We start from the raw sequence: 21,313 nt of genomic DNA, 5'->3' as shown, positions 1-21,313 counted from the left end.
GCAGTCATCTTTTCCGGAGATTCAAATGCGCATCCATTCCCGCGTTATCGGCGGCGCCCTCATCGCCGCCCTGCTGACCCAGCTGACGGCCTGCGGCACCCTTTTCTATCCCGATCGCCGTGGCCAGATCGAAGGCAAGATCGACCCGGTGGTCGCCGCCATGGACGCGATCGGCATCCTCTTCTACGTCATCCCTGGCCTGATCGCCTTCGGCGTCGACTTCGCCACGGGCGCCATCTACTACCCTGGCGGCAAGACCGCCCAGGTCGACCCGGCCAAGCTCAAGCCTGCGGTCGGTACCGATGGCAAGATCGACAACCTCAAGCTGCAGGCTATTCTCGAAAGCGAACTGGGCCAGCGCCTGCCGCTGAACGATCCACGGCTGATCCAGCATCGTGGCAGCGTTGAGCAACTGGCCGCCTTCGGCCTGGTCCCGGCCGCCTGACCGACACCGGAACGACACGCCACGCATGACTGCCACGGCCGAACATCTACGCCTGCTGCGCCTGGCCACCCGTGCTTCGCTGACGGTGGCTGGCATTCTCGTACTGGCCAAGGCCGTGGCCTGGTGGCTAAGCGGCTCGGTGAGCCTGCTCGCAGGCCTGACCGATTCGGCGCTCGACGCCGTCGCCTCCTTCCTCAACTTGCTGGCGGTGCATTACGCCTTGCGCCCGGCCGACGACGATCACCGTTTCGGCCACGGCAAGGCCGAGGCCCTGGCCGGTATGGCCCAGGCGCTGTTCATCGCGGTCAGTGCGGTATTGATCGGTTTCCAGGCGGTGGAGCGCCTGCAGACGCCGCAGCCGCTGGGCGACACGGGTGCGGGCATTGCGGTGATGCTGCTGTCGCTGGTGTTGACCGTCGCGCTGCTGGCGTTCCAACGCAAGGTCATCCGCATCACCGGCTCCACTGCCGTGCGTGCCGACTCGCTGCATTATCGCTCCGACCTGCTGCTCAACGGCAGCATCCTGCTCGCCCTGCTGCTGGCCGGCTTTGGCTGGCCACAACTGGATGCCCTGTTCGGCTTGGGGATTGCGCTGTACATCCTCTGGAGCGCCCTGCAGATTGCCCGTGAGAGCACCTCGATCCTGATGGACCAGGAGCTGCCCGCCGACATCGGCGCACGCATGCAGGAACTGGCCCTGGCCATTCCCGGCGTCAAGGGCGTGCACGACCTGCGTACCCGGGTGTCAGGCAGCCATTGGTTCGTCCAGTTGCACCTGGAACTGCCCGGCGCACTGCCGCTGCATGACGCCCATGCCCTGTGCGTGAAGGCGTCGGAAGCGATCCGCCAGCGTTATCCGCGCGCGGATGTCATGGTCCACGCCGACCCTGTCTAGCGGCAGGAGCAGATTTGCTCTGCTCCCCAAGCCGCGCGCCCCCTCAGTTGACGCTGTACCCCCGACCACTCAGGCAAGCGGCCAGCGAACGGCGGTAGCCGTTGGCCACATTGGCCGGTGGCGCATAGGTGGCCGTGGCCGGATCGAACCCGGACTGGCTGACGGCCCAGCGATGGCACTGGTAGCGATCCTGCTCCTGCTGCTCGGGGCCCTGTCCGTTCGCCGGGTAGGCGACCACGTCATAACCATTGTCCGGTTGGGGCTGGGGTTGCGGTGCATATGCAGGGGCGGACGGATTGACCACCACGTACTCCTGGCTGTCGGGCTGATACTGGTAGTAGGTATCGGCCACCAGGAAGTACAGCAATCCGCTCAACCACACTTCCTGGGCATAGGGAGGCAGGTAGTTGACCCGCACGCCGTAGGGCGGGCGCACCACGATGTAGCCGCCACTGTGCGGGCGGTACCAGTAGCCGCCTGAATAGAAATAGTCCTGCCCGCGGTAAGGCACTTTCCAGTAACGGTCCGGGAAACGGTCGGTGGTGTAGCCAGGGCGGTATTGCGGCCCCGGTCCCCAGCCGTTGCCATGGCCGTCAGGCCGCCCCCGCCAATCACCGCCAGGGCGCTGGCCCGGGCCGCCGGCTTCCCAGTGGCGGTTGTCGCCGTTGCGGCGCGGAATATCCTGATAGTAGCCCTGGCGCGGAGGTTGGGTCTGGCGCACTTCGTCACGGGAGTTGAGCGGCGAACTGCCCTGGCCTGGGCCATTGGACTCCTGCTGGCCACCCCAGCCACGTCCGTCGTCCGGCCCCTGGGCCAGCGCCCCGAGGCTGATGCCCATGCCCAGCAACCCAACACCCGCCCACTGCCAGATGCGTGACCTCATGCTCGTCCTCTCGATAACCACAGCGCTTGATGGCAGCAGTCTAACCTGAGGCGGGGGCAGGCAGATGAAATCCCCCAGGTACACGGGCAATAAAAAAGGGAGGCCGTTGGGCCTCCCTTTGGGAATTGTCGTCCGTGCTCGACGCTTGTGGCGTCGGCTCACCTCACAGTGTCTTCTGGACGCTGTGCAGCCCGGGGGCCAGGTGATCCGGTTGGATGGCTGGCCGCGACCGCCCGCCTAGGGCGCGTCGCCGTGGACTTGAGTCCGGGCAGTGATTCTGTTGATAAAGATAGAGGAATGGGTGCGACAGAGGATTGCGAAGATTGCTCTGATAAATAGCACTTGCGCAATTTTTCACTCAGGATCGATAATTCGTCGCAATCCGAACAGAAAAGGCCTTCTTGATGAGCAAGCTCGACCGCTATGACCTGAGCATTCTTGCCGAATTGCAGCGCGATGCACGTATCTCCAACCAGGAACTGGCCGAACGCATCGGCCTGTCCCCCTCGCCCTGCTCACGGCGGGTCAAGCAGCTCGAAGACGACGGCTATATCTCGCGCCAGGTGGCCCTGCTGGACCGCAAGAAGCTCGGCCTGAGCCTCACCGCCTACGTGCTGATCGGCATGGACCGCCACACCCCCGAACGTTTCGAAACCTTCGAAGCCGCCATCCGCAACCTGCCCCAGGTGCTCGAGTGCAGCCTGGTCACCGGGATGGACGCCGACTACCAGCTCAAGGTGGTGGTACCGGACATGGACCACTATCAGAAATTACTACTAGGCAGCCTGACCCGCATCGAAGGCGTCACCAGCGTGCGCTCGAGCTTCGTGCTCAACCAGGTACTGGCCAGTACCGAGATGCCATTGACCCACCTCCGTTGAACCCTGCCAGGCCCGGCGTATGATCGGGCCTTCAAACCGCCTGGAGCTTGAAGATGGATCCTGCCGTATTCGAAGAATGGATGATGATCATCCTGGTCACCGTGCTGATCGGGTTCATGGGCTTCATCGTCTGGGACCTGGCGAAAAAATCCAAGGCCGGGCGCTTCGGCACGCTGATCCTGTTCTTCGTGCTGGGGCTTGGGGTGCTGGCCTTCATCATCAAGAGCGTGGTGGTGGGGTTTCTCGAAGGGGTGTAGCGCAGCCCTACAGCCGTGCCGGCACCTCGCGCCAGCAGCCCTGCTCCAGTCCATCGAGGGTCCAGCTACCGATCCTGACCCGCACCAGACGCAAGGTCGGCAACCCCACTGCCGCCGTCATCCGCCGCACCTGGCGGTTGCGCCCTTCGCGGATCACCAGCTCCAACCACTGCGTGGGAATGCTCTTGCGAAAGCGTACCGGTGGGTTGCGCGGCCACAGTGCAGGCTCATCGAGCAGGCGCGCCTCGGCTGGCAAGGTCTTGCCATCGTTGAGTTCGACGCCCTCACGCAATTGCCGCAACTGCTCCTCGCTCGGCTCACCCTCCACCTGCACCCAATAGGTCTTGGGCAATTTGTGTTTCGGGTCGGCGATGCGCGCCTGCAAACCGCCGTCATTGGTCAGCAGCAACAGGCCCTCGCTGTCGCGGTCCAGACGCCCGGCGGGGTAGATACCCGGGATATCGATGAAGTCCTTGAGCGTGGCGCGCCCCTGGTCGTCGCTGAACTGGGTCAGTACATCGAAGGGTTTGTTGAACAGAATCAGGCGCGGCTCGGCCGGCGGCGCCTTGGGCGGGCGACGCGGGCCGACAGGACGCGCCGCCGGGCGGCGCGGTTTGGAGCGGGGTGGCAGGGGCATGGATCCTCAGCGGAACGGCGGCTCATCGAAGCTGCGCAGTTTACGCGAGTGCAGCGAGTTGAGCTCGGTGCGCAGCAGATCGAGGGCAGCGATGCCGATCTTCAGGTGCTGGCTGACCGCACGGTTGTAGAAGGCGTTCGCCGAGCCCGGCAGCTTGATCTCGCTGTGCAGCGGCTTGTCGGAAACGCACAGCAGGGTGCCGTAGGGCACTCGCAGGCGATAACCCTGTGCGGCGATGGTGCCGCTCTCCATGTCTACCGCGACGGCGCGCGACAGGTTGATCAGCGGGCGCTCCTGGGCCCAGCGCAGCTCCCAGTTGCGGTCGTCGTAGGTGAGCACGGTGCCGGTACGCAGGCGCTTCTTCAGTTGCTCGCCGCGCTCGCCGGTCACCTGCGCCGCCGCTTCCTGCAGCGCCAACTGCACCTCGGCCAGGGCCGGGATCGGGATGTTCGGCGGCACCACGCGATCGAGGATGCCGTCGCGACGCATGTAGGCGTGAGCCAGCACGTAGTCGCCGATGGTCTGCGACTGACGCAGGCCGCCACAGTGGCCGATCATCAGCCAGCAGTGCGGACGCAGCACGGCCAGGTGGTCGGTGATGTTCTTGGCGTTGGACGGGCCGACACCGATGTTGACCAGGGTGATGCCATCGCCGTCGGCGGCGATCAGATGGTAGGCCGGCATCTGGTAGCGGTGCCAGACCACGCCGGCCACCAGAGCCTGGGCCTCGCCGTTGTCCATGCCCTTCTCGATCACGACATTGCCCGGCAGCACCATGCGCACGAAACGCGGGTCCTGGCGCAACTGCTCGAGGCCGTGGGCGATGAACTGGTCGACATAACGGTGGTAGTTGGTCAGCAGGATCCACGGCTGCATGTGGCGCCAGTCACTGCCGGTGTAATGCACCAGGCGGCGCAGCGAGAAGTCCACACGGGCGGCGTCGAACAGCGCCAGCGGCAGCGTGTCGGCGCTTTCCCAGTCGTACAGGCCATCGGCAATGTTGTCGGTGGCGGCAGACAGGTCGGTGCTGGGGAACACCCGCGCCAGCTGCGCGGCGGTGATGCCGCTGCCGGCCAGTTCGTCGCCCTGGTCGACCACGTAGGGATACGGGATGTTCTGCTCGCTGACACCTACTTCCACCGTCACGGTGTAGTCGTTCATCAGCGGGCGTAGCTGCTCCAGCAAATAACCGCGGAAGGCGGCCGGCTGGGTAACGGTGACGCTGTAGGTCCCGGCGACCTGCACCTTGGCATAGGCACGCGTGGTAGCGGCGACTTCGCCCTGGCTGAAGTAGGTGAGGCGTAACGCCGGATAGCGGAACTGGGCGCGCTGGCCTTCGTCCGGTTCGGTGCGGTCCTTGAGGTAACGCTTGAGGGCCTGGCTGAGGGCCCCGGTGGCCTGTTCATGCAGGGCCGCCAGACGATCGACGGCCTGTTCGGGGGTATCAACGACTACAAACGCTTGGCTCACGCTGGGCTTCCTGTCTTCGAGGGCATGCAGGGTTTCCATCTTGCCTGCCTTCGGCGCTAAAAACATCCCCGGTGGTCTCTTCGTGGGTAAACCCACTCCCACACGTTCACCGCTGGTTTCAAATACAGCGCAGTACCTGTGGGAGCGGGTTTACCCGCGAAGGGGCCAACGCGATCAAAGCGGCGTGGCCCGCGCCACCAGGGCCTGGGCATCGACGCCACGCGGCAACGCGCCATACACCCGACCACCAGTGCCCAGGCGACTGCCGATAAACGCATCGCTCACTGCGGCGTTGCCCGCCTCGAGCAGCAGCTTGGCCTGAATCGCCACGGCGATGTCCTCGGTCAACTGCCGCGCCCGGTACTGGATGTCGCTGGTGTCGGCAAAGGCGCCCTTGAGATTGCCGATGTGCGCGGCCAGCCGAGGATCGCCATGGCCATCCCCCAGCTCGACGAACAGGGCGTCGAGCACGCCCGGCTCCTTGGACAGCGCGCGCAGCACGTCAAGGCACTGCACATTGCCCGAGCCCTCCCAGGTGGAGTTGACCGGCGCCTCGCGGTACAGCCGCGGGAGGATGCTGTCCTCTACATAACCGGCGCCGCCCATGCATTCAGCGGCTTCGTTGATCATCGCCGGGGCACGTTTGCAGATCCAGTACTTGCCCACCGCCGTGACCAGCCGCGCGAAATGCGCCTGCTGCGGATCGTCGAGCTGATCCAGCGCCTGGCCCATGCGCAGGCTCAGGGCAAGCGCTGCTTCGCTTTCCAGGGCCAGGTCGGCGAGCACGTTCTGCATCAGGGGCTGCTCGCTGAGCAGCTTGCCGCCGACCTTGCGGTGCGCGCAGTGGTGGGCGGCCTGGGTCAGGGCCTGACGCATCAAGGCACTGGAGCCGACCATGCAGTCGAAGCGGGTCATGGCCACCATCTCGATGATGGTCGGCACGCCGCGGCCCTCCTCGCCAATCATCCAGGCCAGGGCACCCCGGAACTCGACCTCGCTGGAGGCGTTCGATACGTTGCCCAGTTTGTTCTTCAAGCGCTGGATGTAGAACTGGTTGCGCTGGTCGTCCGGTCGATGACGCGGCAGCAGGAAGCAACTCAGGCCTTTTTCGGTCTGCGCCAAGGTCAGGAAGGCATCGCACATCGGCGCCGAACAGAACCACTTGTGGCCCACCAGCTCGTAGGCCTGCCCCGGCCCGGGCATGCCGACCGGATAAGCACGGGTGGTGTTGGCACGCACGTCGGTGCCGCCCTGCTTCTCGGTCATGGCCATGCCGATGGTCACCCCGGCCTTGTGCCGGTCACCGATGTTGCGTGGGTCGTATTCACGCGCCAGCACCTTGGGCAGCCAGTATTCGGCCAGCTCCGGCTGCAGGCGCAATGCCGGTACGGCGGCAAAGGTCATGGTCAAGGGGCAGCCTGTGCCGGCCTCGGCCTGGCTGTGCAGGTAGGTCATCGAGGCCCGGGCCACATGGGCACCGGCGCGCGGCTCGGACCAGGGCAGCGAGGGCAGGCCATGCTCGACCGCAGTACGCATCAGCTCGTGGTAGGCCGGATGGAAGGTCACCAGGTCGATGCGATGCCCATAGCGGTCGTGGCTGCTGAATTCGGGCTTGTGGGCATTGGCCAGGAACCCTGCTGCCATCAGCGGCCCACCCGCCAATGCACCATAGGCATCGATCCGTGCCTCGGCCCACCCTGCACCGAAACGCTTGGACCACTCCTGCAGCGGTACATCGAGGCGGTACAGGTTGGCACCGTCGAGCGGCGGCGGTTGGTTGGTGACTTCGTGGGTTTCGGCGTACTGGTGCAGGTTCATGGCGGCTCCTGGATCCGAAGTGGCCTGGAAGGTCCAGTGAAGCACTCATTACCCTTGAGTCAAAGTGGCAAAAGCGCCGATTCTGGCGACCCGACCTACAGCGTCCGAGGTCCGGAAGCGATCTGCCCGGCAGGGACCTGCACCTGGGCCACGGCCACCGTCATCACCAGTTCGAAGCGACTGCCCAGGCCACGCGTCGACTCATGGGACAGGCGCGCGCCGATGAGCTCGCCCAACTGACGACAGATCGACAAACCGATCCCCAGGCCGCCATAGCGCCGGGTCATGGAGCCATCGACCTGGAAGAAACGCTGGTACAGGATCGCCTGGTCCAGGTCGTCGAAGCCGATGCCGCTGTCGCTGACCGTCACACTCAACGCCAGGCTGTCGGGCCCGATCAAGCGGCCACGAACCTGGATCATCACACCGCCCTGATGGGTGAATTTCAGCCCGTTGTCCACCAGGCAGGCCAGGCAGCGGGCAAGTTTCTGCGCATCGCACACCAGGCTGTCGGGCAGGTCCGCAGGCACGTCCAGGCTCAGGTACAAGCCCTTGCCCAGTGCCTGCCCTGCATACCCTGCCCGCAGCTCCTGCAACAGTCGCCGAAGGCTGAACGGTGCGCCGTGGGCGCGCAGACGGCCCGCCTGGAGTTCGGTGAGGATCAGGATGTCGTCGACCATCGCCATCATGTCCTGTGCCGAGCCCACGGCCGTGCGGTGGTATTGCGCCTGCTCGGCGCCCATGGGCAGGGTCTGCATCAGTTCCAGCGAACCGATCACGCCGTTCATCGGTGTGCGCAACTCGTGGGTGACGGTGGCGAGGAATTCATCCTTGAGCCGATTGCTGCGCGCCAGTTGCTGATTGAGCTGCTCCAGTTTTCGGCCGCTGTCACGCAGCGCCCGCGACTGCTCTTCGCGCAGGCTGTTGATGCGATCGGCCAGGGCCAGCGACAGCAACGCCACCTCCAGTGCCGCGCCGAGCTGGCTGGCGTACATGGTCAGGAACACATTGGGCAGGTAACCCAGCACCATTAGCGTGTTGACCAACCCGCCGAGCAGAAACGCCGTCCAGGCGATGACGAACCAGCGCGCAACGCGCACGCCGCGCCGCCAGGCCATCACACCGGCAGCGAACACAGTCACCGTGAAGGCCAGCGCCAGCGCCGTGGCCATGCGCAGCGCCACGCCATAGGACAGGCTGACGGCCAGCAGCATCACCAGCACACCCCCGGCCATCAACAGCAACAACAACCGATCGAACCCCGGGCTGAGGCGACGCACCTGCAGGAAGTGGCGGGTGAACTGGCAACCGAACAGGCCGGCCGCACCGATGAACAACGGCGTGGCGGCGTTGGTCCACCAGGGGTTTTCAGGCCAGAAGTAAGCGACCCCGGCACCGTTGACCGAGATCTGGTACAGCCCGAACGCACCTATATAAAGGATGTAGTAGAGATAGCTGACATCGCGCACGCTCAGATAGATGAACAGGTTGTAGACCAGCATCACCAGCAGTACGCCGTAGATCATGCCCAGTATGTAGAAGCGCCCCGGCTGCGACTCGATGTAGGCCTCGGCCGACCAGAGGGTCAGCGGCGCCTGCACCGATCCCTGGCTGTGCAGGCGCAGGTAGACCGTGGTGGTCTGCTCGCGGGGCAACGGCAGTTCGAACAGGTAGTTGTTCTGCAGGATCTGCCGACTGGCGTAGGGTAAAGCGTCGCCGGTGCGTTGCGCCAGGCGCCACTTGCCCTCGCCGTCAGGCAGATAGAGCTCCAGATGATCCAGCGGCGGGTACGCCAGTTCCAGCAACCATTGGCGGGGCGCCGCTGCCGGCAGACCGACAGGGCGCAGGTCGAGCTTCAGCCAGAACACCGACGTCGAATAACCGGCATTGAGCACGTCGTGGGTATGCGTACGAAAGCGCGATGCGAACGCTGGCGCGCTGACCTGGTCGATGCTGGTGCTGCCATCCACGTCTTCGTAGACCTGCATCAGCTTGCCCAAGGGGAGTTGCCGGGTAGCATCGTCGAAATCGACCGCTCCGGCGAGCAGGGGCAGGCAGCCCAAGAGCACAATCAGCAAATAGCGCATACAGCCCCAGCATGGTCTGCGCGGTTGTGTCGTGATTGCCTCCCATCCCTTTGAGACGACGAAACCCGGCAGCGCCGTTAATCGAGTTATCCGAGCACTCTAGCATAGCCTTCGGAGCCGTCCAGCAGCCACTGCCAATTTCAAAGAAAGCCCTCTAGAACGGACATTTCAGGCAACGCCAAACGTACAACCTGACCATTTGGTCAGCAAAATTGCCGCACTCGCCGATTCGCGCAAAGGGGTTTGGTGGTAAGCTCGCCGACCATGAATACCTACAGCTCCCGCCCCGTTGTCCTCTGTCTCTCCGGCCACGACCCCAGTGGCGGTGCCGGCCTGCAGGCAGATATCGAAGCCCTGATCGCCCAAGGCTGTCACGCCGCCCCTGCCGTGACCGCCCTGACCGTTCAGGATACCGTCAACGTTTCCGACTTCCGCGTACTCGACCGCGAGTGGGTGCTGGCCCAGGCCAATGCCGTGCTGGCCGACTCCACCGTGGCAGCGGTGAAGCTGGGCATGCTCGGCTCGATCGAGATGGTCGACACCGTCGCCGAACTCCTCGCCGCGCATCCGCACCTGCCGCTGGTCTGCGACCCGGTGCTGCGTGCCGGTGGTGGCGGCCGCCTGGGCAAGGACGAGGTCGGCTACGCCCTGCGCGAGCGTCTGCTGCCGCGGGCTACCATCGCCACGCCCAACCTGCCCGAGGCACGCATCCTTGCCGAACTGCCGAACGGCAGTGCCGACGAATGCGCAGAGAAACTTCTGCCGTTCTGCGAGCATCTTCTGATTACCGGCGGCCATGGCGACGAGGTGGAAATCCACAACCGCCTGTACAGCCGCAGCGGCCAGCAACACACCTGGACCTGCCAGCGCCTGCCCGGCAGCTACCATGGTTCAGGCTGCACGCTGGCCAGCGCCCTGGCCGGCCGGCTGGCGCTGGGCGAGCAGCTCGAAAGCGCCGTGCGCAGTGCCCTGGACTACACCTGGCGCACGCTGCGCGACGCCGAGCAACTGGGCAAGGGCCAGTACGTGCCACGCCGCCTGCCCCTGGACTTCTGCTCCTGATACGAGGCCATCACATGAAGCTACGCGGCCTGTACGCGATCACCGACAGCCAGCTGCTCGCCGGCCGTTTCCTCTCCCATGTCGAGGCAGCGCTCGAAGGCGGTGTCTGCCTGCTGCAGTACCGCGACAAGGGTGACGATGCGGCGCGACGCCTGCGCGAGGCCGAGGCGCTGATGCAACTCTGCGAGCGCTACGGCACCCAGTTGATCATCAACGATGACGCCGAGCTGGCCGCGCGCCTGGGCGTCGGCGTGCACCTGGGGCAGACCGACGGCCCACTCACGCCGGCCCGTGCCCTGCTCGGGCGCAAAGCCATCATTGGCTCAACCTGCCATGCCAGCCTCGACCTGGCCGCACAGGCCGCCAGCGAAGGCGCAAGCTACGTGGCCTTCGGCCGCTTCTTCAATTCCCTGACCAAGCCCGGCGCCCCGGCCGCCAACCTCGACCTGATCGAGCAGGCCCGCGCCCAGGTCAAGCTGCCGATCGCGGTGATCGGTGGCATCACCCTCGACAACGCCGCCCCGCTGGTCGCCCATGGCGCCGACCTGCTGGCGGTGATCCACGGCCTGTTCGGTGCCGACAGCGCGCAGGAAGTCACCCGCCGCGCCCGCGCCTTCAACGCCCTGTTCGCTTCCTGATTTCGAGAGAAGATCCCATGTCCCGTTCCGAAACCCTGTTCGCCCAAGCCCAGAAGCACATCCCCGGCGGCGTCAACTCGCCCGTGCGCGCCTTCAAGAGCGTCGGCGGCACACCGCTGTTCTTCAAGCATGCCGAAGGCGCCTATGTGGTCGATGAAGACGACAAGCGCTACGTCGACTATGTCGGCTCCTGGGGGCCGATGATCCTCGGCCACGGCCATCCGGACGTGCTGGACGCGGTGCGCCGCCAACTGGAGCACGGCCTGTCGTACGGCGCACCGACCGCCATGGAAACCGAGATGGCCGACCTGGTCTGCTCGATCGTGCCGTCGATGGAGATGGTGCGCATGGTCAGCTCGGGCACCGAAGCCACCATGAGCGCCATTCGCCTGGCCCGTGGCTACACGGGTCGCGACGCGATCATCAAGTTCGAAGGCTGCTACCACGGCCACTCCGACAGCCTGCTGGTCAAGGCCGGTTCCGGTCTGCTCACCCAGGGCGTACCGAGCTCGGCGGGCGTGCCGGCCGACTTCGCCAAGCACACCCTGACCCTGCCGTTCAACGACATCGCAGCCGTCGAGAAGACCCTCGCCGATGTTGGTCAGACAGTGGCCTGCATCATCGTCGAGCCGGTGGCCGGAAACATGAACTGCGTACCGCCGGCGCCCGGCTTCCTCGAAGGCCTGCGCACACTGTGCGACAAGCATGGTGTGGTGCTGATCTTCGATGAAGTGATGACCGGTTTCCGCGTATCGCTGGGCGGCGCCCAGGGCTACTACGGCATCACCCCGGACCTGTCGACCTTCGGCAAGATCGTTGGCGGCGGCATGCCGGTCGGCTGCTTCGGCGGCAAGCGCGAGATCATGGGCTGCATCGCCCCGCTCGGCCCGGTCTACCAGGCCGGCACCCTGTCGGGCAACCCGCTGGCCATGGCCGCCGGCCTGACCACCCTCAAGCTGATCAGCCGCCCGGGCTTCCACGACGAACTGAGCGCCTTCACCAGCCGTATGCTCGACGGCCTGCAGCAGCGCGCCGATGCAGCCGGCGTACCGTTCGTCACCACCCAGGCGGGCGCGATGTTCGGCTTGTACTTCACCGGCGCCGACGACATCGTCACCTTCGACGATGTGATGGCCAGCGACGCGGAGCGCTTCAAGCGTTTCTTCCACCTGATGCTCGAGGGCGGTGTGTACCTGGCACCGAGTGCGTTCGAGGCAGGCTTCACCTCCATTGCCCATGGCGAGAAAGAGCTGCAGATCACCCTGGATGCGGCCGAGCGGGCATTTGCCAAGCTGAAGTGACCAGCTGATGGCCTCATCGCGGGACAAGCCCACCCCCACTGCTACCGTCTGTGCGGGCAGGGTTGTACCCCGATGAGGCTGCTTCAGAGCAAAACGTGAGCCCCATCACAAGTCGCACAAATACCCCTCGATGCAGAATTTCGAGTAAAACTTTGTAAGGTTGGCGCTGCTTATCCCATAATGTGCCACCAGAGACATTGGCCGCAGCTTTGCAGAGGTAAGTCGATCCCCATGAACCGCACCGGCCGCGCCCTCATCTTGGGCTGCCTGTTGCTTCTTCAGCCCCTGCTGGCCCTGGCGGAGGGCGGTAACTCGTTGCTGATTCCAGCGACGGGCCGCTGCACTCTCAACGCCCAGCCGCAAGACCTGGAGAACGCACTGAAAGCCTGCGCGCAAAGTGCGGAATCCGGCGATGCCCAGGCGCAGTACGAACTGGGCGAGTTCTACTACACCGGCAACCAGGCCCCCAAGGACCTGAACAAGGCACTGAACTGGTTCGAAAAAGCCTCGCTGCAGGGCCACGCCCAGGCCCAGTACCGTCTGGGCGGCATGTTCTTCCACGGCGAAGGGGTCAAGGCCAACAACGTCCAGGCCTACATCCTGCTGAAGATCGCTGCGGTCAACGGCGCCGAAGACGCCCTGGACATGGCCGACGAAGTCACCGAGCAGATGCCCCGCGACGAACTCGAGCATGCCACGCAAGTGCTCGGACAGATCTTCCGCAAGTACCTGCTGGAGCTGCAAAGCGCCGAAGGGCGCACGCCGTTCTCGCCGCTGCCCTGATCCGATCACCCAACCGTCAAATTTTGCTGGCAGACTGTCAGCCTTGCCCTTGATCGTTTCAGATCTTTCGCCACTGTCGCTCAAGGGTTATTCTTGAGTTCATATCTTTCGTCGAGCGCCTTGAACCGACCTTGAACGCACCCATACAACCCCATCGCTTCACCCTCGAACCTTTCGAGGCCCACCGTTTCGCCAACTTGTGTGGCCAGTTCGACGAGCACCTGCGCCTGATCGAACAACGCCTGGCCATCGAGATCCGCAACCGCGGCAATCAGTTCGAACTGATCGGCGAACCCAAGACCACCTCCGCTGCCGAACAGCTGCTGCGCCGTCTCTACCGCGAGACCAAGGCCACCGACCTGTCGCCGGAAACGGTCCACCTCTATCTCCAGGAGTCGGCGGTCGAGAACATCGACAACCCCGCCGTCAACGAAGTCAGCGTCTCGCTGCGCACGCGCAAGGGCAACATCCGCCCGCGCGGGGCCAACCAGCAGCGCTACGTCAAGGAAATCCTGGCCAACGACATCAACTTCGGCATCGGCCCGGCCGGCACCGGCAAGACGTACCTGGCCGTGGCCTGTGCCGTGGATGCGCTGGAGCGCGAACAGGTGCGCCGCATCCTGCTGGTGCGCCCGGCGGTCGAAGCCGGCGAGAAGCTCGGCTTCCTGCCCGGTGACCTGGCCCAGAAGATCGACCCCTACCTGCGCCCGCTGTACGACGCACTCTACGAGATGCTCGGTTTCGAGCACGTGGCCAAGCTGATCGAGCGCCAGGTAATCGAGATCGCCCCGCTGGCCTACATGCGCGGCCGCACGCTGAACAACAGCTTCATCATTCTCGATGAAAGCCAGAACACTACCCTCGAGCAGATGAAGATGTTCCTCACCCGCATCGGCTTCGGCTCGACCGCGGTGATCACCGGCGACATCACCCAGGTCGACCTGCCTCGCGGCACCAAGTCGGGCCTGGCCCACGTGATCGAAGTACTCAGGGACGTCCCGGGCATCAGCTTCACCCACTTCCAGCCCAAGGACGTGGTACGCCATCCGCTGGTGCAGCGCATCGTCGAAGCCTACGATCGCTTCGAAGCCCGTCAGGCCAAGCCCGAGGCGCCCGCCAAAGATGCTTGAACTCGATCTGCAACGGGCCACCGACAGTCCCGCCCCGGACGACGCGGCATTCCGCCGCTGGTGCGAGCTGGCATTGCGCCAGCGCAGCGCCGACTCGGAAATGACCATCCGCCTGGTCGACGAGGCCGAGGGCCGTGAGCTGAACAACACCTACCGGCACAAGGACTACGCGACCAACGTGTTGTCCTTCCCTGCTGACGTGCCCGACGATCTGCTGGATATTCCGCTGCTGGGCGACCTGGTCATCTGCGTGCCGGTGGTCGAGCGCGAAGCCAACGAACAAGGCAAGGCGCTGGAAGCACACTGGGCGCACCTGGTCATTCACGGCTGCCTGCACCTGCTGGGCTACGACCACATCGACGACGATGAGGCCGAGGAAATGGAAGCCCTGGAACGCGAATTGCTGGCCGAACTGGGTCACCCCGACCCGTACGCCGATGACGACACCGATTCAATCAACCCTTGATCACTGCAAAGGAACACGAGTAAACCGCCATGAGCGAAGATCGATCGAGCAACGGGCAGAAGTCCTGGCTGGGTAAACTGACCCAGGCTTTTGCCCATGAGCCGAAAAACCGCCAGGAGCTCCTCGAGCTGCTGCGCGAAGCCCATCAGAACAAGCTGCTCGACAGCGAAGCTTTGACCATCGTCGAAGGTGCCATCCAGGTCGCTGACTTGCAGGTGCGCGACATCATGGTCCCGCGCTCGCAGATGATCAGCATCAAGGCCAGCCAGTCGCCACGCGAATTCCTGCCGGCGGTGATCGACGCCGCGCACTCGCGCTACCCGGTGATCGGTGAAAGCCATGACGATGTGCTCGGGATCCTGCTGGCCAAGGATCTGCTGCCGCTGATCCTCAAGGAGAACGGCGACAGCTTCAACATCAAGGACTTGCTGCGCCCGGCCACCTTCGTGCCGGAGTCCAAGCGCCTGAATGTGCTGTTGCGCGAGTTCCGCGCCAACCACAATCACATGGCCGTCGTCATCGACGAATACGGCGGCGTCGCGGGCCTGGTGACCATCGAGGACGTGCTCGAGCAGATCGTCGGCGACATCGAAGACGAGCACGACGTCGAGGAAGACAGCTATATCAAGCCACTGCCCAGCGGCGACTTCCTGGTAAAAGCGCTGACACCGATCGAGAACTTCAACGAGTTCTTCGACAGCGAGTTCTCCGACGATGAGTTCGACACTGTCGGCGGCCTGGTCATGAGCGCCTTTGGCCACCTGCCCAAGCGCAACGAGACCACCGAAATCGGCGCCTATCGCTTCCGCATTCTCAATGCCGACAGCCGCCGGATACACCTGCTGCGCCTGACCCCGATCACTCGCTAAGGACGAACATGCGCTGGATCACCCGCCCCGGCTGGCCCGGTAACCTGCTGGCCATGGTGGCCGGCGCCTCCACCTCCCTGGCCCTGGCGCCCTTCGACATCTGGCCGATCGCCCTGCTGGCGATCATGCTGTTCTACCTCGGCCTGCGCGAGCTCAGCCCGCGCCAGGCATTGGGTCGCGGCTGGTGCTATGGGTTCGGCCTGTATGGCGCCGGCACCAGCTGGATCTACGTCAGCATCAACACCTACGGCGGGGCTTCGCCGTTGCTGGCGACCCTGCTGCTGGTGGCCTTCTTCGCCGCCATCGCCTGGTTCTTCGCCCTGCCCGCCTGGCTTTGGGCACGCTGGCTGCGGCGTAACGAGGCGCCGCTGGCCGATGCCCTGTGCTTCGCTGCCCTGTGGCTATTGCAGGAGGCCTTCCGCGGCTGGTTCCTGACCGGTTTCCCCTGGCTCTATGCCGGCTACAGCCAGCTCGACGGTCCGCTGGCGGGGCTTGCGCCGCTGGGGGGTGTCTGGCTGATTTCCTTCGCCCTGGCGCTGTCTGCCGCACTGCTGTGCAACCTGCACCGTTTGCGGGCACGCCCGGCCTTCCTCGCCGTGGGCGCACTGCTGCTGGTCGCCCCCTGGGGCATCGGCCTGAGCCTCAAGGACCACGCCTGGACCCAACCGGCCGGCGAGCCACTGAAAGTGGCCGCGGTGCAGGGCAACGTCGAGCAGGATCTGAAATGGGATCCGGCCCACGTCAACGCGCAACTGGCGCTGTACCGCGACATGAGCCTGAGTTCCAAGCCGGTCGACCTGCTGGTCTGGCCCGAGACCGCGGTACCGGTGCTCAAGGACCAGGCCCAGGGCTACATCGACATGATGGGCAGCTTCGCTTCTGACCGTCATTCGGCGCTGATCACCGGGGTGCCGATCCGCGAAGTGGTGCACCACCAGCGCCGCTACTACAACGGCATCACCGTGACCGGCGAAGGCGACGGCACCTACCTCAAGCAGAAGCTGGTGCCATTTGGCGAGTACGTTCCGCTGCAGGACGTGCTGCGCGGGCTGATCGAGTTCTTCAACCTGCCGATGTCCGACTTCGCCCGCGGGCCGGAAGACCAGCCGCTGCTACAGGCCAAGGGCTATCAGATAGCGCCGTACATCTGCTACGAAGTGGTCTACCCGGAATTCGCCGCAGGACTGGCAGCGCAGAGCGATCTGCTGCTGACCATCAGCAACGACACCTGGTTCGGCACCTCGATCGGCCCGTTGCAGCACCTGCAGATGGCACAGATGCGCGCGCTCGAGGCGGGGCGCTGGATGATCCGCGCCACCAACAATGGCGTAACGGCCCTGATCGACCCGTTCGGCAGGATCACCACCCAGATTCCGCAGTTCCAGAAGGCGATTCTGTATGGTGATGTGGTGCCGATGCAGCAGCTCACGCCCTACCTGCAATGGCGCTCGTGGCCATTGGCGATCGTCTGCGCGCTGCTGATGGGCTGGGCGCTGCTGGCGGGGCGAATCGCCAGGGCCCTGTAGAGGGGCTTTTTCGCGGGCAAGCCCGCTCCTGCAGGGTCTTCAGGACTCAGTGCCTGCGGGGGCGGGCTTGCCCTGGAAGAGGCCGGCACAGCGTTCGCCACATCAATAGAACAGTCGATATCCCAGCAGCCCCACCGCCTCGTTGAGCAACTGCCCGCTCTGCCAGATCGCCCGGCTTTCCGGCAGCAAGCCGGCAAACGGTCGCGCATGATCGCCCCCCAGAAACCCCACTGGCGCCGGCACCACCTCGAAGCCCACCTGCTCGAAGCTCCAGCGTGAGCGCTGCATGTGCCAGGCCTGGGTCACCACCACCACACGGCGCACTCCCAACGGCTGCAGAACATCGGCGCTGAAACGGGCGTTTTCCCAAGTCGTGCGGCTGGCCTCTTCCTTCCAGGCTACCTCCACCCCGAAGTCAGCCTTGAGCCGATCGGCCATCAATTGTGCCTCGCTCGGCGGCGTGCCGTAGTGCAGGCCACCCGTGGTCAGCACCGGCAAGCCCGAAGCCTTGGACAACTGTGCCGCATAGCGCATGCGCTCCAGCGCCGTGCCTGTGGGCTGGTCCTGCCCACCCCAGGCCGGATCGCCGCGCTCCCGGCCTGCACCGAGAATCACGATGGCATCGGCACGCGCGGCCAAACCGGCCCACTCATCCAGCCCCAGGGCCGCCTCTGTTTCCAATGCCCGTGCCGACTCCTGCACCACCAGCGGCAGGCTCATCAGCCACAAGCCACCCAGCCCGATGACAAAGCACAACCCGGCCAGGCGCGGGCGGCGCTTGCGCAGCCACCAGGCCGCCAACAGCAACAGGAACAGCAAGCCTGGCGGCATAAGCCATTGCTTGATGAAAAAACGAATCGGCATGCGCGCACCTCCATGGAAGAGGTGCAGCCTAAGAGGATCGACGCCGGGCAACAAGTGCACGACCGGCGTCGATCAGAGTGGTTAATCGAAGAAGCGTCACGAAACGACGTGGGCCTGGTGTCCTGAACGGCTATCGGGAAGGTTGCGTTCTGGATCTGTCCATTGCAGCGGGGCGCTGCCGGTCCTTGAGCCAGACGATCTTGCCCTTGCCGGACTCCGGCTGAGGGTAGGCGCCGGCACTGGCGAAACGGCTCTCAGGAAGCGTATCCAGATAAGCCTTGATCACCTGGAACTCCGCGGGGCTCAGGCCGCGCAGCTCCAATTCTGCTGGCATTTCGTCGCGCAATCGCACCGAGGTTCTGGCCACTTCGAGTGCCAGGCCCAGTCGGTCGATCAGGCGTTCGTATAGCTCCGGTTTGATTGCGGTTAGCTGCGACTCTCCCATCCGTTCACCTCATTGAAGGTAAGAATATCCCCCCCACAGATGAGCTTAGCGGCACTGAAAAAAGCAGCCGCCTGCCGCGACAAACGGCCCGCACGGCGCCAATCGCATTCTGGGTTTCCCACGACGCGCGACGCTCATGTATGCTAGGCCGTTCACTCTCATCGACACCGGAGTGCCGGACGCAGCGAGGTTGCGCTGCCTGGAAACAAGGTCTCTTTCACTTTCAGCAAAAGTAGCCATGCACGAACAATACCAGCCCCGTGATTTAGAAGCCGCCGCCCAGAAGTTCTGGGACGAGCAACAATCGTTCGCTGTCACCGAACAGCAAGGCAAGGATACGTACTATTGCCTATCGATGTTCCCGTACCCGAGCGGCAAGCTACACATGGGCCACGTGCGCAACTACACCATCGGCGACGTCATTGCCCGCTACCAGCGCATGCTGGGCAAGAATGTCCTGCAGCCGATGGGTTGGGATGCCTTCGGCATGCCGGCGGAAAACGCGGCGATGAAGAACAACGTCGCCCCGGCCAAGTGGACCTACGAGAACATCGACTACATGAAGACCCAGCTCAAGAGCCTGGGTCTGGCCTTCGACTGGTCGCGTGAAGTCACCACCTGCAAGCCGGACTACTACCGGTGGGAGCAGTGGCTGTTCACCCGCCTGTTCGAAAAAGGCGTGATCTACCGCAAGAACGGGACCGTGAACTGGGACCCGGCCGACCAGACCGTGCTGGCCAACGAGCAGGTCATCGACGGCCGCGGCTGGCGTTCGGGCGCGCTGATCGAGAAGCGCGAAATCCCGATGTACTACTTCCGCATCACCGACTACGCCGACGAGCTGCTGGAAAGCCTCGACGAGCTGCCGGGCTGGCCCGAGCAGGTCAAGACCATGCAGCGCAACTGGATCGGCAAGTCGCGCGGCATGGAAGTGCAGTTCCCCTACGACCAGGCGAGCATCGGTCACGAGGGCACGCTGAAGGTCTTCACCACGCGCCCCGACACCCTGATGGGCGCCACCTACGTCGCCGTCGCCGCCGAGCACCCGCTGGCCACCCAGGCCGCCCAGGGCAACCCGGCGCTGCAAGCATTCATCGACGAATGCAAGAGCGGCAGCGTGGCCGAGGCCGACATGGCCACGCAAGAGAAGAAAGGCATGGCCACCTCGCTGCTGGTCGAGCATCCGCTCACCGGCGAGAAACTGCCGGTCTGGGTCGCCAACTACGTGCTGATGCACTACGGCGATGGCGCGGTAATGGCTGTTCCGGCCCATGACGAGCGCGATTTCGAGTTCGCCCACAAGTACAACTTGCCGGTCAAGGCTGTGGTGCGCACCAGCGCGGGCGATGAAGTCGGCAGCGAGTGGCTGGCCGCCTATGGCGAGCACGGCCAACTGATCAACTCCGGCGAGTTCGACGGCCTGGACTTCGCCGGCGCCTTCGACGCCATCGAAGCCGCGCTGATCCGCAAGGACCTCGGCAAGTCGCGCACCCAGTTCCGCCTGCGCGACTGGGGTATCAGCCGTCAGCGCTACTGGGGCTGCCCGATCCCGATCATCCATTGCCCGTCCTGCGGCGACGTGCCGGTGCCGGAAGACCAACTGCCGGTCGTGCTGCCGGAGAACGTGGTGCCGGACGGCGCCGGTTCGCCACTGGCGCGCATGCCCGAGTTCTATGAGTGCACCTGCCCGAAATGCGGCACTGCGGCCAAGCGCGAAACCGACACCATGGACACCTTCGTCGAATCGTCCTGGTACTTCGCCCGCTACGCCTCGCCCAACTACGAGGGTGGTCTGGTCGATCCGAAAGCGGCCAACCACTGGCTGCCGGTCGATCAGTACATCGGCGGTATCGAGCACGCCATCCTGCACCTGTTGTACGCACGCTTCTTCCACAAGCTGATGCGCGACGAAGGCCTGGTCACCTCGAACGAGCCGTTCAAGAACCTGCTGACCCAAGGCATGGTCGTCGCCGAAACCTACTACCGCGTCGCCAGCAACGGCGGTCGTGACTGGTTCAACCCGGCCGATGTCGAGGTCGAGCGTGATGCCAAGGCCAAGATCATCGGCGCACGCCTGAAGACCGACGGCCTGCCGGTGGAAATCGGCGGCACCGAGAAGATGTCGAAGTCGAAGAACAACGGCGTCGACCCACAAGCCATGATCGACGCCTACGGCGCCGACACCTGCCGTCTGTTCATGATGTTCGCCTCGCCGCCCGACATGAGCCTGGAATGGTCCGACTCCGGTGTCGAAGGCGCGAGCCGCTTCCTGCGCCGTGTCTGGCGCCTGGCCCAGGGCCATGTTGCCCAAGGCCTGCCAGGCAAGCTGGACATCGCCGCCCTGGACGACGCGCAGAAAGTCATCCGCCGAGGCATCCACGCTGCAATCAAGCAAGCCAGCACCGATGTGGGTCAGTTCCACAAGTTCAACACCGCCATCGCCCAGGTGATGACCCTGATGAACGTACTGGAAAAAGCTCCGCAAGCCAGCGAACAGGATCGTGCCCTGCTGCAGGAAGGCCTGGAGGCCGTCACCCTGCTGCTGGCACCGATCACCCCGCACCTCTCTCACGCACTGTGGAAGGAACTGGGCCACACCCAGGCGGTGATCGACGCTGGCTGGCCGGCCGTCGACGAAAGCGCGCTGGTACAAGACACCATCACCCTGGTAGTGCAGGTCAACGGCAAGCTGCGTGGCCAGATCGAAATGCCTGCCGCCGCCAGCCGCGAGGAAATCGAAGCCGCCGCCCGCAGCAACGACAATGTCCTGCGCTTCATCGATGGCCTGACCATCCGCAAGGTCATCGTGGTACCGGGCAAGCTGGTCAATATCGTCGCCAACTGATGGCAACGCCC

The 21,313-nt window shown here is 64.6% G+C and carries 20 protein-coding genes; 13 read left to right on the top strand and 7 right to left on the bottom strand.

Annotated features, from left to right (window positions below):
- Positions 1–25 precede the first annotated feature (25 nt).
- Both HU729_RS13765 and HU729_RS13760 read left to right on the top strand, forming a co-directional pair.
- On the top strand, positions 26–445 hold the full coding sequence (locus HU729_RS13765) for a polyribonucleotide nucleotidyltransferase (RefSeq protein WP_186669286.1): 420 nt from the start codon (positions 26–28) through the stop codon (positions 443–445).
- Between the two features lie 25 nt (positions 446–470).
- Positions 471–1,340 (top strand): cation diffusion facilitator family transporter, encoded by an 870-nt coding sequence (locus tag HU729_RS13760; RefSeq protein WP_186669284.1) that lies wholly within the window; start codon positions 471–473, stop codon positions 1,338–1,340.
- A gap of 43 nt (positions 1,341–1,383) precedes the next feature.
- Here HU729_RS13760 and HU729_RS13755 read toward each other — a convergent pair whose 3' ends face one another.
- Complete coding sequence (locus HU729_RS13755) at positions 1,384–2,223, bottom strand: DUF6515 family protein (protein ID WP_186669282.1); 840 nt, start codon at positions 2,221–2,223, stop codon at positions 1,384–1,386.
- A gap of 404 nt (positions 2,224–2,627) precedes the next feature.
- On the opposite strand from HU729_RS13755, the gene HU729_RS13750 reads away from it, so the two are divergent.
- A complete protein-coding gene (locus HU729_RS13750) occupies positions 2,628–3,104 on the top strand; it encodes an Lrp/AsnC family transcriptional regulator (RefSeq protein WP_016712159.1) in 477 nt (158 codons plus the stop codon).
- Positions 3,105–3,157: 53 nt separating this feature from the next.
- Complete coding sequence (locus HU729_RS13745) at positions 3,158–3,361, top strand: DUF2788 domain-containing protein (protein ID WP_013974331.1); 204 nt, start codon at positions 3,158–3,160, stop codon at positions 3,359–3,361.
- Positions 3,362–3,368: 7 nt separating this feature from the next.
- Here HU729_RS13745 and HU729_RS13740 read toward each other — a convergent pair whose 3' ends face one another.
- The 4 genes from HU729_RS13740 to HU729_RS13725 form a co-directional block, all read right to left on the bottom strand.
- Positions 3,369–3,998 carry a pseudouridine synthase gene (locus HU729_RS13740; protein ID WP_238348373.1) on the bottom strand — a complete coding sequence of 210 codons (630 nt, stop codon included), beginning with the start codon at positions 3,996–3,998 and terminating at the stop codon, positions 3,369–3,371.
- A gap of 6 nt (positions 3,999–4,004) precedes the next feature.
- Positions 4,005–5,507 (bottom strand): AMP nucleosidase, encoded by a 1,503-nt coding sequence (gene amn, locus HU729_RS13735; RefSeq protein ID WP_186669281.1) that lies wholly within the window; start codon positions 5,505–5,507, stop codon positions 4,005–4,007.
- A 135-nt stretch (positions 5,508–5,642) separates the two neighbouring features.
- A complete protein-coding gene (locus HU729_RS13730) occupies positions 5,643–7,286 on the bottom strand; it encodes an acyl-CoA dehydrogenase family protein (protein ID WP_186710542.1) in 1,644 nt (547 codons plus the stop codon).
- Between the two features lie 95 nt (positions 7,287–7,381).
- Positions 7,382–9,373: a hybrid sensor histidine kinase/response regulator gene (locus HU729_RS13725; RefSeq protein ID WP_186710540.1), complete on the bottom strand. Its 1,992-nt coding sequence runs from the start codon at positions 9,371–9,373 to the stop codon at positions 7,382–7,384.
- A 264-nt stretch (positions 9,374–9,637) separates the two neighbouring features.
- Between HU729_RS13725 and HU729_RS13720 the strand changes: the two genes are divergently transcribed.
- From HU729_RS13720 to lnt, 8 genes are all read left to right on the top strand, one after another.
- Positions 9,638–10,435, top strand: a complete 798-nt coding sequence (locus HU729_RS13720) for a hydroxymethylpyrimidine/phosphomethylpyrimidine kinase (RefSeq protein ID WP_186669278.1) — start codon at positions 9,638–9,640, stop codon at positions 10,433–10,435.
- A 14-nt stretch (positions 10,436–10,449) separates the two neighbouring features.
- Positions 10,450–11,073 carry a thiamine phosphate synthase gene (thiE, locus tag HU729_RS13715; RefSeq protein ID WP_186669277.1) on the top strand — a complete coding sequence of 208 codons (624 nt, stop codon included), beginning with the start codon at positions 10,450–10,452 and terminating at the stop codon, positions 11,071–11,073.
- Between the two features lie 17 nt (positions 11,074–11,090).
- Complete coding sequence (gene hemL, locus HU729_RS13710) at positions 11,091–12,374, top strand: glutamate-1-semialdehyde 2,1-aminomutase (RefSeq protein ID WP_186710538.1); 1,284 nt, start codon at positions 11,091–11,093, stop codon at positions 12,372–12,374.
- Between the two features lie 231 nt (positions 12,375–12,605).
- The gene (locus HU729_RS13705) at positions 12,606–13,157 is read left to right on the top strand and encodes a tetratricopeptide repeat protein (protein WP_186710536.1); all 552 of its coding nucleotides are present in this window, start codon (positions 12,606–12,608) and stop codon (positions 13,155–13,157) included.
- Between the two features lie 131 nt (positions 13,158–13,288).
- Positions 13,289–14,287 carry a PhoH family protein gene (locus HU729_RS13700; protein WP_063542619.1) on the top strand — a complete coding sequence of 333 codons (999 nt, stop codon included), beginning with the start codon at positions 13,289–13,291 and terminating at the stop codon, positions 14,285–14,287.
- Positions 14,280–14,753, top strand: coding sequence for an rRNA maturation RNase YbeY (ybeY, locus tag HU729_RS13695; protein ID WP_186669273.1), 474 nt, complete (start codon positions 14,280–14,282; stop codon positions 14,751–14,753). The genes HU729_RS13700 and ybeY overlap by 8 nt, the downstream gene beginning before the upstream one ends.
- A gap of 29 nt (positions 14,754–14,782) precedes the next feature.
- Positions 14,783–15,622, top strand: coding sequence for an HlyC/CorC family transporter (locus HU729_RS13690; protein ID WP_186669271.1), 840 nt, complete (start codon positions 14,783–14,785; stop codon positions 15,620–15,622).
- 8 nt (positions 15,623–15,630) lie between these two features.
- Positions 15,631–17,148 carry an apolipoprotein N-acyltransferase gene (gene lnt / locus HU729_RS13685; protein ID WP_186669269.1) on the top strand — a complete coding sequence of 506 codons (1,518 nt, stop codon included), beginning with the start codon at positions 15,631–15,633 and terminating at the stop codon, positions 17,146–17,148.
- A gap of 102 nt (positions 17,149–17,250) precedes the next feature.
- Here the strand turns inward: lnt and HU729_RS13680 are convergent, their stop codons facing one another.
- Positions 17,251–18,012 carry a YdcF family protein gene (locus HU729_RS13680; protein WP_186710534.1) on the bottom strand — a complete coding sequence of 254 codons (762 nt, stop codon included), beginning with the start codon at positions 18,010–18,012 and terminating at the stop codon, positions 17,251–17,253.
- 130 nt (positions 18,013–18,142) lie between these two features.
- Positions 18,143–18,457, bottom strand: coding sequence for a hypothetical protein (locus HU729_RS13675; RefSeq protein ID WP_054892821.1), 315 nt, complete (start codon positions 18,455–18,457; stop codon positions 18,143–18,145).
- A 238-nt stretch (positions 18,458–18,695) separates the two neighbouring features.
- Between HU729_RS13675 and leuS the strand changes: the two genes are divergently transcribed.
- Positions 18,696–21,302, top strand: coding sequence for a leucine--tRNA ligase (gene leuS, locus HU729_RS13670; RefSeq protein ID WP_186710532.1), 2,607 nt, complete (start codon positions 18,696–18,698; stop codon positions 21,300–21,302).
- Positions 21,303–21,313 lie beyond the last annotated feature (11 nt).

This window comes from Pseudomonas sp. RW10S2 (assembly GCF_014268985.1).
Classification (GTDB): Bacteria; Pseudomonadota; Gammaproteobacteria; order Pseudomonadales; family Pseudomonadaceae; genus Aquipseudomonas; species Aquipseudomonas wayambapalatensis.
The sequence above is the reverse complement of the archived record's forward strand: the minus strand, read 5'-3'. Positions and strand labels throughout refer to the sequence as shown.

Excerpts from the sequence above, each read along its gene's own strand:
- ybeY (WP_186669273.1), top strand. The coding sequence starts at position 14,280 with ATGCTTGAACTCGATCTGCAACGGGCCACCGACAGTCCCGCCCCGGAC.
- HU729_RS13745 (WP_013974331.1), top strand. The coding sequence starts at position 3,158 with ATGGATCCTGCCGTATTCGAAGAATGGATGATGATCATCCTGGTCACC.
- HU729_RS13720 (WP_186669278.1), top strand. The coding sequence starts at position 9,638 with ATGAATACCTACAGCTCCCGCCCCGTTGTCCTCTGTCTCTCCGGCCAC.
- HU729_RS13680 (WP_186710534.1), bottom strand. The coding sequence starts at position 18,012 with ATGCCGATTCGTTTTTTCATCAAGCAATGGCTTATGCCGCCAGGCTTG.
- HU729_RS13725 (WP_186710540.1), bottom strand. The coding sequence starts at position 9,373 with ATGCGCTATTTGCTGATTGTGCTCTTGGGCTGCCTGCCCCTGCTCGCC.
- amn (WP_186669281.1), bottom strand. The coding sequence starts at position 5,507 with ATGGAAACCCTGCATGCCCTCGAAGACAGGAAGCCCAGCGTGAGCCAA.
- thiE (WP_186669277.1), top strand. The coding sequence starts at position 10,450 with ATGAAGCTACGCGGCCTGTACGCGATCACCGACAGCCAGCTGCTCGCC.
- HU729_RS13765 (WP_186669286.1), top strand. The coding sequence starts at position 26 with ATGCGCATCCATTCCCGCGTTATCGGCGGCGCCCTCATCGCCGCCCTG.
- HU729_RS13730 (WP_186710542.1), bottom strand. The coding sequence starts at position 7,286 with ATGAACCTGCACCAGTACGCCGAAACCCACGAAGTCACCAACCAACCG.
- lnt (WP_186669269.1), top strand. The coding sequence starts at position 15,631 with ATGCGCTGGATCACCCGCCCCGGCTGGCCCGGTAACCTGCTGGCCATG.
- leuS (WP_186710532.1), top strand. The coding sequence starts at position 18,696 with ATGCACGAACAATACCAGCCCCGTGATTTAGAAGCCGCCGCCCAGAAG.
- HU729_RS13760 (WP_186669284.1), top strand. The coding sequence starts at position 471 with ATGACTGCCACGGCCGAACATCTACGCCTGCTGCGCCTGGCCACCCGT.
- HU729_RS13675 (WP_054892821.1), bottom strand. The coding sequence starts at position 18,457 with ATGGGAGAGTCGCAGCTAACCGCAATCAAACCGGAGCTATACGAACGC.
- HU729_RS13755 (WP_186669282.1), bottom strand. The coding sequence starts at position 2,223 with ATGAGGTCACGCATCTGGCAGTGGGCGGGTGTTGGGTTGCTGGGCATG.
- HU729_RS13705 (WP_186710536.1), top strand. The coding sequence starts at position 12,606 with ATGAACCGCACCGGCCGCGCCCTCATCTTGGGCTGCCTGTTGCTTCTT.
- HU729_RS13740 (WP_238348373.1), bottom strand. The coding sequence starts at position 3,998 with ATGCCCCTGCCACCCCGCTCCAAACCGCGCCGCCCGGCGGCGCGTCCT.
- HU729_RS13690 (WP_186669271.1), top strand. The coding sequence starts at position 14,783 with ATGAGCGAAGATCGATCGAGCAACGGGCAGAAGTCCTGGCTGGGTAAA.
- hemL (WP_186710538.1), top strand. The coding sequence starts at position 11,091 with ATGTCCCGTTCCGAAACCCTGTTCGCCCAAGCCCAGAAGCACATCCCC.
- HU729_RS13750 (WP_016712159.1), top strand. The coding sequence starts at position 2,628 with ATGAGCAAGCTCGACCGCTATGACCTGAGCATTCTTGCCGAATTGCAG.